The following is a 14,374-nucleotide window of genomic DNA, read 5'->3' as shown; positions in this document are numbered from 1 at the left end:
AGGGGCAGATATTATGTATGAAAACCTTTTACCACGTTTTTTAAAATATGTGAAAACTGAAACACGCTCAGATGCGACAAGCACAACGACACCTTCAACAGCTACACAAATCGCTTTTGCGCAAGAGCTCAAAAAAGAATTAGAAGAACTAGGATTATCTGATGTTTTTTACAATGAGGAAAATGGATTTGTAATGGGAACTTTACCAAGTAATGTAGACTATCCTGTTCGTTCAATAGGCTTTATTTCCCATATGGACACAGCAGATTTCAATGCAGTTGGTGTTAATCCACAAATCATTGAAAATTATGATGGTGAATCAACAATTGTTTTGGACGAAGCAGGACGATACACGTTGAATACCAAAGATTTTCCTAACTTGAAAAATTATGAAGGACAAACACTCATTACAACAGATGGTAGTACATTACTTGGTGCAGATGACAAAGCAGGAATTGCCGAAATCATGACTGCAATGGAAATCTTGCTTAAAAATCCAACGATTCCACATGGTGAAATCAAAGTGGCGTTTGGTCCTGACGAAGAAATTGGTGTCGGTGCAGACAAGTTTGATGTTGACCAATTTAATGTGGACTTTGCTTATACAATTGACGGAGGCCCACTAGGTGAGTTGCAGTATGAAACATTTAGCGCAGCGCAAGCCAATTTAACGATTCTTGGGAAAAATGTTCACCCTGGAACAGCGAAAGATACAATGATTAATGCGTTACAATTAGCTATTGATTTTCACAACCAGCTTCCTGCAGATGAAGTTCCTGAAAAAACAGAAGGATATGAAGGTTTCTTCCATTTAATGACATTAACAGGTAACCCAGAAGAAGCCACAATGAGTTATATTATTCGCGATCACAATCGTGAAAAATTTGAAGCACGTAAAGCGTTGATTTCAAGTATCCAAGAAAAAATGAATCAAGCATTTGACCAAGAACGAATCAAGGTTGACATGTTTGATCAATATTACAATATGAAAGAAATCATCGAAAAAGATATGAGCATTGTTGAACTAGCTAAACAAGCAATGCTTGATCTAGACATCAAACCTGTGATTGAACCCGTTCGTGGTGGAACAGATGGCTCAAAAATTTCTTATATGGGTATTCCAACACCAAACATTTTTGCTGGTGGCGAAAACATGCACGGGCGCTTTGAATTTGTTTCGTTGCAAGTAATGGAAAAAGCAACTGATGTGATTGTAAAAATTGCTGAGTTGAATGCGAAAGATAAAAAGTAATTTGATGATGTGAATTGAATTTATCAAAGTAAACCTAAAAAGTTGGGGCAAGTGAGTAAATCATTTGCCCCAACTTTTTTATACGTGTTTGTTGCGGACACTTTCTTTCAATTTTTTAATAAAAATCAAAACAATGATCTCAATTTTTTTCATTTTTGGCAAAAAAAAGTAAAATAGGGTAGAAGGTGGCGATAACTATGAAAAAACTACTAGTATTTTATAACAAAAGTTCAGGAAAAGATGAAGGAGAGAAGTTGGCTAAATGGTTTCAACAATATGCGAAGAATAAGCAACCAGACTTAGAGATTCAATTAACTCAAACAGGACCTGAAATTCGTGATGAAACGCTGATTGAAAAAGCTGAATCTTTTGATGCAGATACGTTGATTATCATTGGCGGCGATGGAACGATTCATCATATCGTTAAAGCCTTTCAAAAGACGATTGAAAATTATCACATTGGTTTGTTGCCAGGAGGCACGGTAAACAATCTTGCTCGCGTATTGGAAATTCCTTTAGAAAAAAAGGCAGCAGCAGATGTCATTTTAACTGCACAGACGAAAGCCATAGATTATGGAACAGTCAATGATTCAGTCATTATTTCAACGTTAACGGTTGGGTTACTGGCTGATACAGCAATGCGTGTGAGCCAAGAAGAAAAGCAAAAATTTGGGCCTTGGGCATTTGCTAAACGATTCATTAAACTGGTCGTGCAAAAACGTCGCTATCGTTTAACGATTCAAACGGATGATAAAAAGTGGGAGCAAAAAGCTCAGCTACTAACTGTTACCATGACGAACTCAGTAGGTGGGTATACAAATTTTGATGATTTAGCAAGTCCTGATGATGGGAAATTCCATGTAACAATCATTCCAAAATTGAACTTCTTTTCTTACGTCTTTTACTTACCTCGTATTCTACGAGGAAAATTTTATACTGTTCCGGGAATTGATTACTATACAACAAGTGAATTGCGACTGGCCAGTGAAAAGAAAGTGGGCACTCGAACAGATGGAGAAACGACAGATAATCTACCAATTAAAATGACAGTAATACCAAAAGGGTTGGTTGTTTATGTACCAAAAAATAAATAGTCTTTACATTCAATAGTAGTTTAGGGTAATCTTAAAAAGTACGATTTGAAAAGGAGAAAAGATGGAAGTTTTGATACACAACCCTTTATGGTTCTATTTGATTATTGTTAATTTGTATTTGTTTTGTCTGATGGGCTATGATAAACACCAAGCAAGAGTTGGTGCATGGCGCGTTCCTGAGAGCAATTTGATTTTTGTTAGCCTGCTTGGCGGTGGTCTAGGTGGATTGATTGCTCGCAAAGTTTTTCACCACAAGACATTAAAGAAAAAATTCACGATTGGCTTTACTGTCGGCGTGATTGTTGATGTGATTTTGATTTATTTTTTCCATTAAGGAGTAACGGATGTCGAATAAACGAACAAAAACGAAATTATTTTTAAACTTGCTATTATTCTTGTTGATTCTCGGTATCATTTACTATTTGATTCAGCATTCTTTAGCGGATATTTTAGCAGAATTATTATCAACAAGTCTTGTTGTATTGCTTGGTGTTCTTTTGCTGGGAACGATTTACCAGATCGCGGAAGGCCGTTCCATTAAAGAAATTGCGAAACCTTTTGCTCCAGAGTTTTCAACAAAGGATGGCTTTTGGACTTCCTGCTACGTTGCATTTTATCGAATTGTTTCTTTTGGTACAGGAACCCTGATTTCTGAAGTCTACTTTTATAACAAAAAAGGAATGAGGTTTTCGCAAGGCGTAGGGGTAACAGCTTTACACATGATTATGTACAAGATGGCGGTAATTACGTACGCGATAATTGGTTTACTGATTCAGTTTTCATTGTTTTATACAAAAGCGCCAAAAATGATTCCTTTTATTTTAGCAGGGATCATTTTAACAATTGTTATTGTGAGTGCCTTGTTAGTTTTATCAATGAGTATCAATGTTCAAGTATTTTTTGTAAAAATAGCTAATCGACTGTGTAAACGAAACAAGACACGAGCACTAGTTGATAATTGGAATATCCAAATTTATTCGTTACGCGAAACAGTGCAGACAATCGTAAAAGATCGAACAGCACTGGGCTGGATTTATTTTTGGAATTTAGTCAAGCTACTCTTCTGGTACATCATTCCTTATCTGACTTTAGTTGAGAATCACCCATCAGTGGACTTCTTACTAACTTTTTCTTTTGTTAGTTTTGCTGTGGTTTTAGCGGGGGTGTTGCCGACTCCAGGTGGTATCGGTTCTTTTGAATTTGTCTATTTGTTATTGTTCCGCCCACTTGTCGGAACAGTTGATGCGGTATCTTCGTTATTATTGTATCGCTTTAGTTCATTTGTCTTACCATTTATTTATGGCATGTTCTATGTCCTTGTTGAACGACGTGCAGTTATCAAAAAAGAAATCAGTGAAGTTAGACGAGAAAAAGTCAGCGAGTCTAGCCGAGAAGAAATGTAAAAAATCTAGAAGTGAAGAACAGAAGTAATTGTTCTTTTACTTTTAGATTTTTTTTTTTGAATGTCAGAGTTTATTTTTTGACCAATGTTGACCAAAAGAGTATAATGTTTCTTGTAGGATTGATGGGTAAGAAACAATCATCCTTGAACTTTCAATATAGGAGGTAGTTTATATGAATATTGAAAAAATGACAACTACGCTTCAAGAAGCGATTGCAGAAGCGCAGCAAGTTGCTGTGACGCGAAAACATCAAGAAATTGATATTGCGCATCTTTGGAAAATTTTTTTACAACCAAGTCATTTTGGACGAAATTTCTATACGGACGCGGGAGTTGATGTTGATCAATTTGAACGCGAAGTTGACCGATTACTAGATGAATATCCAAGTGTTTCAGGTGGAAATATTCAGTATGGTCAAAATTTAAGCCAAAATTTATTTAGCTTGTTAAATGAAGCAGACCAATTAAAAGAAATCTTTGGAGATGAATTTTTATCAACAGAAATCGTTATCCTAGCATTGATGAAATTAAAACATTATCCTTTAACAACTTATTTAGTTAAACAAGGAATTACAGAAAAAGAACTTCGAAAAAATATTGAAGATATGCGAGGAGGGGAAAAAGTGACCTCAAAAAATCAAGAAGAACAATACAAAGCATTAGAAAAATACGGTGTTGACTTAGTGCAACAAGTCCGTAGTGGCAAAATGGATCCGATTATTGGACGTGATGAAGAAATTCGAGATGTCGTTCGAATTCTTTCACGAAAAACAAAGAATAATCCTGTTTTGATTGGGGAACCTGGGGTTGGTAAAACAGCGATTGTCGAAGGATTAGCACAGCGAATCGTTCGCAAAGATGTTCCAGAAAACTTGAAAGATAAAACTATTTTTTCATTAGATATGGGGGCATTGATTGCGGGTGCAAAATTCCGTGGTGAGTTTGAAGAACGATTGAAAGCTGTTTTGAAAGAAGTAACAAAAAGTGAAGGCAGAATTATCCTATTTATTGATGAAATCCATAATATCGTGGGTGCTGGAAAAACAGAAGGCAGTATGGATGCTGGAAATTTACTAAAACCAATGCTTGCTCGTGGCGAATTGCATTTGATTGGTGCAACAACTTTGGATGAATATCGTCAATATATGGAAAAAGATAAAGCTTTGGAACGTCGTTTCCAAAAAGTACTGGTTAAGGAACCAACTGTTGAAGATACCATTAGTATTTTACGTGGATTGAAAGAACGATTTGAAATTCACCATGGGGTCAATATCCATGATAATGCTTTAGTTGCAGCTGCTACTTTATCAGATCGTTATATAACAGATCGTTTTCTACCAGATAAAGCAATCGATTTGATTGATGAAGCAAGTGCTACGATTCGTGTCGAAATGAATTCGATGCCTACGGAACTTGACCAAGTGACTCGTCGATTAATGCAATTAGAAATCGAAGAGGCAGCATTGAAAAAAGAATCAGATGATGCAAGTAAAAAGCGTTTGAAAAATCTACAAGAAGAACTAGCTGATTTACGTGAAGAAGCAAATGCAATGAAGATGCAATGGGAAACAGAAAAAGAAGAAGTCAATACTGTTTCAACGAAGCGTGCGGAAATCGACAAAGCCAAACATGAGTTAGAAGATGCGGAAAATAATTATGATTTAGAACGTGCAGCTGTCTTACGTCATGGAACGATTCCTCAACTAGAAAAAGAATTAAAAGAATTAGAAGCAAAAGCAAAAAATGATGATATCAAAATGGTTCAAGAATCTGTGACTGAAAATGAAATTGCTCAAGTTGTCGGTCGATTGACAGGTATTCCAGTAACTAAGTTAGTTGAAGGGGAACGCGAAAAACTAATCAAGCTAAATGAAACATTGCATAAACGTGTTATTGGGCAAGATGAAGCAGTTGATGCCGTAAGCGATGCAGTTATTCGTTCGCGTGCTGGATTGCAAGATCCAAATCGTCCACTTGGCTCATTCTTATTCTTAGGTCCAACTGGGGTAGGGAAGACTGAGTTAGCTAAAGCATTGGCAGAAAACTTATTTGATTCTGAAGATCATATGGTTCGAATTGACATGAGTGAATACATGGAGAAACATTCAGTATCACGGTTAGTTGGAGCTCCTCCAGGCTATGTTGGTTATGAAGAAGGCGGTCAATTAACTGAAGCTGTTCGCCGCAATCCATATACGATTGTTTTACTTGATGAAATCGAAAAAGCACACCCAGATGTCTTTAATATTTTATTACAAGTGTTAGATGATGGGCGCTTGACAGATTCCAAAGGACGAGTGGTCGACTTTAAAAATACTGTGTTGATTATGACAAGTAACATTGGCTCACAATTATTGTTAGAAGGTGTAACAGCAGAAGGAACAATTCCAGAAGCAGTGGAAGAACAAGTACGTACCATTTTGCGTGGAAACTTTAAACCAGAATTCTTGAACAGAATTGACGATACGATTTTATTTACACCATTGAGTTTGGAAAATGTTAAGGGAATCGTTAACAAGATGGTTGCTCAATTAGCTCGTCGTTTAGAACATCAAGAGATTCAATTAGAAATCAGCGAAGCAGCAAGAACTTGGATTGCAGAAACTGCCTACGAGCCAGCTTACGGGGCACGTCCATTGAAACGTTTTATTACGAAAGAAGTGGAAACACCTTTAGCAAAAGAAATCGTTGCAGGTCATGTTTTACCAAAATCAAAAGTTACGATTGATTTTCTTGCTGGGAAACTCCAATTTTCAACAGAAGAATTGCCAGAAGAAGAATAAATGAATGAAAAAAACACTTCAATCATTTCGATTGAAGTGTTTTTTAATGGTATCAGTGCAAATAAGCAAGTTAGTATTTATTTCTTCGCTTTTTCTAAACGATAACTTTTGAAGTAAGCCAAATTTTTTCGGCTGTTCGTCCAAGCAAAGATTCCCATGAACAAGGCACCCATTGTATTCGTAAACAAATCACCCATTGTGTCCATCAGCGCAGCTCGACCAATAAATAAAGTTCCATTTGAAGCTGCAAATCTTTGTAAATTCATTCCTAAAAATTGATCGCAAAGGAACTCCCAGAATTCCCAAAAAACGCCACACGTTCCAGCAAAAGCAAAACCAAATAATAAAAATAACCAAGGACTGGTTTTTTCAATCGGCGCATCTTTCATTAAATAACCAATCAAACCATAACCTAACGCTGTCAGAACCATTGGACTAACTGCATGAAGAATCTTGTCCCAAAAAGGAATGATACTAATCAAGTGTAACCCTGTTCCTAAAAAGACAGAAATGAAAAGGAAAAACCAATAAAACAAAACAATAGCAGCAGGAATTCTTATTTTAAATAGTTTGAAAATAATTTGTGGTAAGAAAATCAAAACGATACCAGCTAAGGACTCGACGATAAATGTGATTCCTTGCGTAGTAGAATATTTTTGCGTAACAAATTCAAAAATATTGTAGCCAACAACAAATACCCCAAAAGCCAGTAGGGCAGTTTGTACTTTTTTTAACTCATTAATAATCATTGAGATGCCCCCTCAGATAAATATTCTTCAATTTTTTTCAATAATTCGGTTTCTGAAGCGACCACTTCACCATTCAATTTGATCAACCCAACAGTATAAAGATTTAGATAATGAAATTGGTTTTCTGCAACTTCTTGTAAAGCAGCAATTTTTTTAGGGTGTGTTCCACCTTGTTGACGAGTATCTGTGTATAAACCAATCACAGGGATTCCTTTTGCATAAGCAACACCAATTTCAGATGCCACTCCAGCATCAATCGTTAATCCATCGAGTAAAGCAACCATCAATTGGCTTTCCAAGACTTTTTCGGTGTCTGCCAATGCAATCATTTGACTGTCTGCGTAAGCTATTTTGTCATTGATTGCTTCATTTTCTTGTGGTAAATAAACAGTAATTTTTGGTGAAATCTCACGAATTTGAGCAACAAGATTAGCGTTATATAAAAGGTCGCTTTTAGCGAACATAGGTCCAGCAAAATAAATGTTCATTGTGTATTCATCCTTTATTTTATATTTTAGAAATAGTCACTAAAGTAAGCTTCTGTATCTGGAATGATTCGCTCAAGTGACCGTAAAGTTTCTTTATCAGTTATGATTCGTTCGATTCGAGAAAGGTACGCAGCTCGGCGATAATTCATCATCAAACAAGTCAAAGTTTGGATATCCAAGTAAACAGCTTCACCAATTGGTTCATTAAGAATTTGTACTTGATCTTCTTCATCCCAAATCAAACCAAAGACGCCGTTATTCCAAGGTGCAATCGGATCTGTCAAAACGAAATGAAATGGTTTTGCTGTGCTAGCAAAAGGAAATTTTTGTAAAAATTCTTTGACATCAACGATTCTTGCCATAAAGTAAGGTTCGATTTGTTCCGTAATTTGGCTGTCTTCAAGTAAGAAAGCCAGTGGTTCATTTTTATAAATGTCACCTTTTACCCAATAAATCATAGAGAAATGTGCAGAAATGAAATTCCATAGACCGTTGCGTGCTTCTTGATTCAAATAAAACATTTCTTTTACATGAAATACTTCTTCTGCAACCCAATAGAACAAGACACCAAGTGGTTCTTGATTGGCTCCATAGTAGACAGCAGCCGTTCGTTCTTCTTCATTTTCAAAGCGCCAATATTCTTCCCAGTGAAAACCACTGCGAAAAAGTGCGCCATGATTTTGACGTGCAAATTTTTCATAGACAGCATAAACATCTTCGTGATCCACTGGTAAGCGTTCAACCATTCCGTTAACGGGAACTTGTTTAGGCAATTGTGTATCACGTATTTTAAAGGAAAGTTTATCTGACATGATTTCCCAACCTTTACGACGATAATACGGAATATTATAAGGGTAAAGATAAGAAATCCATTGTTTCTTTTTTCTCATATTATCTAAAGCAACGACAATCAAGTCTTGCATTAAACCGTGGTTCGCATACTCTGGATAAGTACCGACTCCTGTGACACCACCCATTAAATAAGGCGTACCATGAATGTTGACTTCACAAGGGTAGATAGCGATTTGTGAAATCAATTGGTTATCATAGAACCAACCAAATACTTCGGATAGTTCTAAGATAGGGCGTTTTGATTTGATGAATTCTCGTTTACTTTCAAATCCACTTTCCTCAATATCAGACTCTGTTACTTGAAAAACATAGGACAACAATTCGTTAAATTGATCTACGTTTTCCTCCGTAACTGATTTTAACTCAAGATTTTCTCTGAAATCTTTTTGATCCATTCTTTCATCTCCATTTATTTGATTGATTTAAGTATAACAAAACTTAGGAAAAAAAACTTCTAAACGGTCACTAATGAAAAAGGCTTTAAATTCCTGTATTTCGTTGGTATAATGGAAAGTGCTGATTAAATGAAAAGAGGAGACGCTATGGATATAAATAAAATGAAGCACCGCCAAGAGCAAATTCGTAATTTCTCGATTATTGCTCACATCGACCATGGAAAATCAACGTTGGCCGATCGTATTTTAGAAATGACGCACACTGTGACGTCTCGTGAAATGCAAGATCAGCTGTTAGACTCAATGGATCTCGAACGTGAACGTGGTATCACGATAAAACTTAATGCAGTTGAATTAAACTATACAGCAAAAAATGGAGAAACATATATTTTCCATTTAATCGACACACCGGGACACGTCGACTTCACCTATGAAGTTTCACGAAGCTTGGCTGCCTGTGAAGGGGCAGTGTTGGTCGTGGATGCAGCGCAAGGGATTGAAGCACAAACATTAGCCAATGTTTATTTAGCTTTAGACAACGATTTGGAAATTTTACCAGTTATCAATAAAATTGATTTACCTGCGGCAGATCCAGAACGCGTGCGTAAAGAAATCGAAGATGTAATCGGAATTGATGCCAGTGAAGCTGTACTAGCTAGCGCGAAAGCTGGAATTGGGATTGAAGATATTCTTGAACAAATCGTAGCATACGTTCCTGCACCGACTGGTAACTTAGAAGCACCGCTGAAAGCATTGATTTTTGACTCTGTTTACGACAGTTATCGTGGTGTCGTTCTAAATGTTCGGATCACTGACGGAGTAGTAAAACCTGGTGATAAAATTCAAATGATGAGTAATGGGAAAACTTTTGATGTAACAGAAGTTGGTGTCTTTTCACCGAAAGCAGTTGCCAGAGATTATTTGATGGTCGGCGATGTAGGTTACATTACTGCCAGCATCAAGACTGTGCAAGATACGCGTGTTGGGGATACCGTTACACTTGCTGACAATCCAGCTGAGGAAGCTCTTCCAGGTTATCGTAAAATGAATCCAATGGTTTATTGTGGTTTGTACCCGATAGAAACTTCTCGTTATAATGATTTACGTGAAGCATTGGAAAAACTGCAATTAAACGATGCTGCGTTACAATTCGAGCCAGAAACGTCACAAGCACTTGGCTTTGGATTCCGTTGCGGCTTTTTAGGATTGCTGCACATGGATGTAGTGCAAGAACGATTGGAACGTGAATTTAATTTAGAATTAATTACAACGGCGCCATCTGTAATTTATCATGTGAACAAGACAGACGGTTCAACGATTGTTGTAGATAATCCGGCTGACTTTCCAGAACCTGTCACTATTCAAGATGTTGAAGAACCTTTTGTAAAAGCACAAATCATGGTTCCTAATGAGTTTGTTGGCGCAGTTATGGAATTGTCGCAACGCAAACGTGGTGAATTTATTACAATGGATTATCTAGATGATTATCGTGTGAATGTTGTTTATAACATTCCATTGTCTGAAATCGTGTTTGATTTCTTTGATAAATTAAAATCAAGTACGAAAGGTTATGCCTCTCTTGATTATGAAATGTCAGGTTATCAAAAGAGCAAGCTAGTGAAAATGGACATCTTATTAAATGGTGAGAAAGTCGATGCACTTGGCTTTATCGTCCATCGTGACTTTGCCTACGAACGTGGAAAAGCAATCGTTGAAAAGCTGAAAAAACTGATTCCAAGACAACAATTCGAAGTCCCAATCCAGGCTGCAATTGGCCAAAAAATCGTGGCTCGTTCGGACATTAAAGCTTTGCGTAAAAACGTCTTAGCAAAATGTTACGGTGGGGATGTTTCTCGTAAGCGTAAGCTTCTTGAAAAACAAAAAGAAGGTAAGAAACGAATGAAACAAATCGGTAGTGTCGAAGTCCCTCAGGAAGCGTTCATGGCTGTTCTGAAAATGGATGAGGATGAGCCGAAGAAATAGCAAAGGGTCTAGCCATTGGGCTAGACCCTTTTTGTTGCGTTTTTCCACGGCTGTATGGGGAAAATTAAATCATACTGTCTTTTAACATTGTTTCAAATATATCTATAGTATCTTTTTTCATTTTTTTTGTAACATGAGCGTAGGTATCCATAGTGGTTGAGATGCGTGAGTGTCCCAGATGTTCTTGAATAATTTTTGGTTTTATATCATCTTCTAGTAACATGGTTGCGTGTGTATGACATAGCGAGTGGAAATTAAACTTTATGTTCAAATCTTTCTTTATTTTACTTGCAGACCATTTAATAGAATTTGGCGTTACTGGTTCACCGTTTTCTTTTGTGCATACAAAATTACTTTCATAGTAATGATTTCCATATCTTAATCGATTTTCCATTTGTCTTTTTTTGCTTTTTTTAGTTCGTCAACGAGCATATCGTCAGTGCTAATGGTACGGATAGCTCTTGATGATTTGATGGTAGCCGACCGTTGCAAACAAAAAATCCCTTTATGGAAATTTTAGGGTATTCCATTTTGCAATCTACAAGACCAAACGTAAGCTCTAAAATTGATCTGTCTGGAACAGACAAAAATTTATTTGAGACAATTCAGAATCTGACTACGGCAGGTTTTTATTTCATTGTTACGGCAAACACCGTCAAAAATACGCCTTATGGAGCATCTACGTTGACGGGCTGGGTCTACATCCGCTCGACGAGCAATGGAAAAGCTTCGAGAGCGATTGTTGAGCTTACTGATACCTCAAATCGTAAATTTACGGTCAATTTCGATATAAATCGTACACCTACATGGTCAGATTGGGAGCAGACCGGAGGCTTAGCAGTTACTGCTTCTTCTGACATCTCAACGTTAGCCGGATTAACACAGGCAGGAACTTACAGTTTTTCTGCTGCTCTTTCTCGTACTATACCGGACATGCCAACAAAATATGTCAGTTTAGGAACTATGATTATTCATAAACCAATTACATCTTCATTCACGATTCAAGAAGCCTATCGACTAAATGGTGATACGGGACACACATTGCCAGCAAATCGTATTTTGATAGATGGCGTAGTAGCAAAAGGAGAGAGTACAGATGCAAATGGTTGGAGATATTCTAACGAAACGAACTCTTAATTATTTTGTATGATAAAATGTAAATATATATTTTTTAGGAGTTGTTTTTTTGAAAAAAGTTGCGTATAGAAGAAAAATTCAAAATGTTTTTTTTCACGATGATGGTGATACTTTTGACATAGAATATTTTGATGGACATTTAAAAATCAATAATACAAAAAACTTAAAAGAAGGAGATATTCTTGATTTTGAAGATGATGAAGACGATATAAAAGATACAAATAACGAATATTTTGACATAAGTAGTGTTTTTGAAGCTAAAATTTATAAAAATAAGTTTAGCAGTAAATCAATATATATAAGATCTAAAAACAGATTTGTTTTAAAAAAATTTATTGTTGAAGATGATTCTTACCTTTTTCAAGTTGACTTTAATTTGTCTCGAGCAAGATTACCGGTTACCAACTTGTTTGTCTCAATTGAAAATAGTAATCCATCTATGCTGAATTTAAGTATGCTTTTAACACAATGCAATATAAAAAATAACACAATTACTTTCAGTGTAAAAAAAGATTACTTAGATAATTTCTTTACGAATAGTAATCAAGTAGCTAGCTTTTTTGTTGGAGAAAATGAAGCCGCGTATCGTGTATTCTCTCCTAAAGATGAAACTAGCAATATCTCAAAAGGGGTTTTTGGAGAAGCGCTAATTAAGTCAACATATCGAACTAAGATATTCGTTTTAGGTTCTTGTTATAGCAGAAGACTTTTTACGTCAACTGAGTATTTCAATAAAAATTATAAAGATTTTTTTGACGTGACAGGCACACAATTTCAATCATCTTTAATTGCTATTACACAAAAAAAGCAAGTAGAAAAATTTTCCCACGATATTTTTGTGAATCAACCAAAATCAGTTCAAACGAGTGTCAAAAATGAACTTGAAAATTCATTTTTTTACAACCTTAAAAACTTGGACATAGACTATTTAATTTTGGATATTTACGCTGATATAGATAGAGGTATTTGCTTCTTGGAAGGTGATAAAATAGTAACATTTTCAAATTATGTTTCGAATAAAACATCCTTCTTAAACGGTAGAAAGTTTCAAACGTTAGCTCCTCTAAATAGTTTTGGAAAATATAATGAATTATTCAAAAAAGCAGTAGACGAATTCAGAAAAGAAATATTGAATATTCTGCCAGAGGAAAAACTAATTTTGAATCATGTTGTACTTGCAACCGAGTATTTTGATGAGAAAGAGCAAATTAAAAAATTTGTTAAACGATCATCTGAGATAAGAAATAAAAATATTATTTCAGAAGCATTTTTTAATATTTTAAAAAATGAATTTCCCCGTGCCCATATCGTGAAAACAGATAATAGAAAGTATAGGGCTTCAGCGAAATCTCCTGACGGCTTGACTTATAATCATTATGAAACTGAATACTACAAAGATAAAATGACTGAAATAAAAAAAATAATAGAATAAAAATTAAGACGTGCTCAACTGAGTACGTCTTTTTCTATGGAAGTTGGTGAGTAAGTGAAAGATGAGGCAGTGCAAGATGTTGTCGAGCATTTGGTTCGTATTGAAACTAAACTTGATAACTATGAAGCTCTAAGAGAAAAAGCAGAAACTGCAAAAGATCAAGCTGAAAAAGCTTATTCTATTGCTTTGAACAATGCTGATGATATTAGAGAAATGAAAGCTAATAACAAATGGTCTTGGGGTTATATGATTGGCTATTTTTTAACAAAATTATAGGAGGATAGTTTTATGATTTTACCAGACAAATATTACAACGTAATCAAATGGGGCGTACTGACGCTATTACCTGCAGCCTCTGTTTTAGTCGCAACATTGGGGAAAGCATAGGGCTGGCAAGGAGCCGACATGGCAGTTTTAACCATTAATGCGATTGCTACTTTCTTAGGTGTTGTTACTGGTGTTTCGGCATACAATCCGAATAAATAGGAGGTACTATATGAAAAAGAAATTTTTGTTTGATCGGAACTGACACTATAATTAGATACAATTAAAAAAGAGCACCTCAAATTTAGTAAAATAAATTTGGAGGTGTTTTTCTAATGGCAAAGCATAACTATTATCCAGAAACATTAAAAATTCAAATTGTTGAGCGTTTATTGGAAGGAGAGTCACCTTCTTCTCTGCGAGAAGAATTCAATATCCCAGGAAGAGGAACAATATACACTTGGAAGAAGTGGTATTTGAACGGAGAAATTCATCGCTTAAAAGCTTCTTCGGGGCGTCCCATAGAACAAGAACTCTCTATCT

General features: G+C 35.8%; 13 protein-coding genes and 2 pseudogenes. 11 read left to right on the top strand and 4 right to left on the bottom strand.

Annotated features, from left to right (window positions below; all coding sequences use genetic code 11):
* Positions 1 to 13 precede the first annotated feature (13 nt).
* From pepT to clpB, 5 genes are all read left to right on the top strand, one after another.
* Positions 14 to 1,252 carry a peptidase T gene (pepT, locus tag RV17_RS02660; protein WP_071868444.1) on the top strand — a complete coding sequence of 413 codons (1,239 nt, stop codon included), beginning with the start codon at positions 14 to 16 and terminating at the stop codon, positions 1,250 to 1,252.
* A gap of 197 nt (positions 1,253 to 1,449) precedes the next feature.
* Positions 1,450 to 2,346 carry a diacylglycerol/lipid kinase family protein gene (locus RV17_RS02655; RefSeq protein ID WP_071868443.1) on the top strand — a complete coding sequence of 299 codons (897 nt, stop codon included), beginning with the start codon at positions 1,450 to 1,452 and terminating at the stop codon, positions 2,344 to 2,346.
* A gap of 61 nt (positions 2,347 to 2,407) precedes the next feature.
* Positions 2,408 to 2,680: a DUF1294 domain-containing protein gene (locus RV17_RS02650; protein WP_067481798.1), complete on the top strand. Its 273-nt coding sequence runs from the start codon at positions 2,408 to 2,410 to the stop codon at positions 2,678 to 2,680.
* Positions 2,681 to 2,690: 10 nt separating this feature from the next.
* Positions 2,691 to 3,749 (top strand): lysylphosphatidylglycerol synthase transmembrane domain-containing protein, encoded by a 1,059-nt coding sequence (locus RV17_RS02645; RefSeq protein WP_071868442.1) that lies wholly within the window; start codon positions 2,691 to 2,693, stop codon positions 3,747 to 3,749.
* 172 nt (positions 3,750 to 3,921) lie between these two features.
* The gene (gene clpB, locus RV17_RS02640) at positions 3,922 to 6,531 is read left to right on the top strand and encodes an ATP-dependent chaperone ClpB (RefSeq protein WP_071868441.1); all 2,610 of its coding nucleotides are present in this window, start codon (positions 3,922 to 3,924) and stop codon (positions 6,529 to 6,531) included.
* Positions 6,532 to 6,608: 77 nt separating this feature from the next.
* On the opposite strand, the gene RV17_RS02635 is transcribed toward clpB, so the two are convergent.
* From RV17_RS02635 to RV17_RS02625, 3 genes are read right to left on the bottom strand one after another with little or no spacing between them, the layout of a single operon-like run.
* Positions 6,609 to 7,280, bottom strand: coding sequence for a DUF2238 domain-containing protein (locus RV17_RS02635; protein WP_071868440.1), 672 nt, complete (start codon positions 7,278 to 7,280; stop codon positions 6,609 to 6,611).
* Positions 7,277 to 7,768, bottom strand: a complete 492-nt coding sequence (locus RV17_RS02630) for a nucleoside 2-deoxyribosyltransferase (RefSeq protein ID WP_071868439.1) — start codon at positions 7,766 to 7,768, stop codon at positions 7,277 to 7,279. The genes RV17_RS02635 and RV17_RS02630 overlap by 4 nt, the downstream gene beginning before the upstream one ends.
* A gap of 26 nt (positions 7,769 to 7,794) precedes the next feature.
* Entirely contained in the window at positions 7,795 to 9,015 is a 1,221-nt protein-coding gene (locus tag RV17_RS02625) for a GNAT family N-acetyltransferase (protein ID WP_067481808.1), read from the bottom strand.
* Positions 9,016 to 9,162: 147 nt separating this feature from the next.
* Between RV17_RS02625 and lepA the strand changes: the two genes are divergently transcribed.
* Complete coding sequence (gene lepA, locus RV17_RS02620) at positions 9,163 to 10,998, top strand: translation elongation factor 4 (RefSeq protein ID WP_071868438.1); 1,836 nt, start codon at positions 9,163 to 9,165, stop codon at positions 10,996 to 10,998.
* Between the two features lie 64 nt (positions 10,999 to 11,062).
* Here the strand turns inward: lepA and RV17_RS02615 are convergent.
* Positions 11,063 to 11,475: pseudogene (locus RV17_RS02615) on the bottom strand (tyrosine-type recombinase/integrase); the annotation flags it as partial.
* 54 nt (positions 11,476 to 11,529) lie between these two features.
* Here RV17_RS02615 and RV17_RS02610 point away from each other — a divergent pair.
* The 5 genes and pseudogenes from RV17_RS02610 to RV17_RS02590 form a co-directional block, all read left to right on the top strand.
* Positions 11,530 to 12,135, top strand: a complete 606-nt coding sequence (locus RV17_RS02610) for a hypothetical protein (RefSeq protein ID WP_143139918.1) — start codon at positions 11,530 to 11,532, stop codon at positions 12,133 to 12,135.
* Between the two features lie 49 nt (positions 12,136 to 12,184).
* On the top strand, positions 12,185 to 13,567 hold the full coding sequence (locus tag RV17_RS02605) for a DUF6270 domain-containing protein (RefSeq protein ID WP_071868436.1): 1,383 nt from the start codon (positions 12,185 to 12,187) through the stop codon (positions 13,565 to 13,567).
* Positions 13,568 to 13,621: 54 nt separating this feature from the next.
* A complete protein-coding gene (locus RV17_RS02600; RefSeq protein ID WP_071868435.1) occupies positions 13,622 to 13,843 on the top strand; it encodes a hemolysin XhlA family protein in 222 nt (73 codons plus the stop codon).
* A 12-nt stretch (positions 13,844 to 13,855) separates the two neighbouring features.
* Positions 13,856 to 14,053 (top strand): annotated as a pseudogene (locus tag RV17_RS02595) (phage holin).
* Between the two features lie 113 nt (positions 14,054 to 14,166).
* Positions 14,167 to 14,374, top strand: a 208-nt coding sequence (locus RV17_RS02590) for a helix-turn-helix domain-containing protein (RefSeq protein WP_143139917.1), incomplete at its 3' end; no start/stop codon positions are given.

The organism is Enterococcus thailandicus (assembly GCF_001886265.1).
GTDB classification, from domain to species: Bacteria; Bacillota; Bacilli; order Lactobacillales; family Enterococcaceae; genus Enterococcus_B; species Enterococcus_B thailandicus.
The sequence above is the reverse complement of the archived record's forward strand: the minus strand, read 5'-3'. Positions and strand labels throughout refer to the sequence as shown.

Coding starts and splice junctions, on each gene's coding strand:
- RV17_RS02655 (WP_071868443.1), top strand. CDS start 1,450: ATGAAAAAACTACTAGTATTTTATAACAAAAGTTCAGGAAAAGATGAA.
- pepT (WP_071868444.1), top strand. CDS start 14: ATGTATGAAAACCTTTTACCACGTTTTTTAAAATATGTGAAAACTGAA.
- lepA (WP_071868438.1), top strand. CDS start 9,163: ATGGATATAAATAAAATGAAGCACCGCCAAGAGCAAATTCGTAATTTC.
- clpB (WP_071868441.1), top strand. CDS start 3,922: ATGAATATTGAAAAAATGACAACTACGCTTCAAGAAGCGATTGCAGAA.
- RV17_RS02625 (WP_067481808.1), bottom strand. CDS start 9,015: ATGGATCAAAAAGATTTCAGAGAAAATCTTGAGTTAAAATCAGTTACG.
- RV17_RS02630 (WP_071868439.1), bottom strand. CDS start 7,768: ATGAACATTTATTTTGCTGGACCTATGTTCGCTAAAAGCGACCTTTTA.
- RV17_RS02635 (WP_071868440.1), bottom strand. CDS start 7,280: ATGATTATTAATGAGTTAAAAAAAGTACAAACTGCCCTACTGGCTTTT.
- RV17_RS02645 (WP_071868442.1), top strand. CDS start 2,691: ATGTCGAATAAACGAACAAAAACGAAATTATTTTTAAACTTGCTATTA.
- RV17_RS02650 (WP_067481798.1), top strand. CDS start 2,408: ATGGAAGTTTTGATACACAACCCTTTATGGTTCTATTTGATTATTGTT.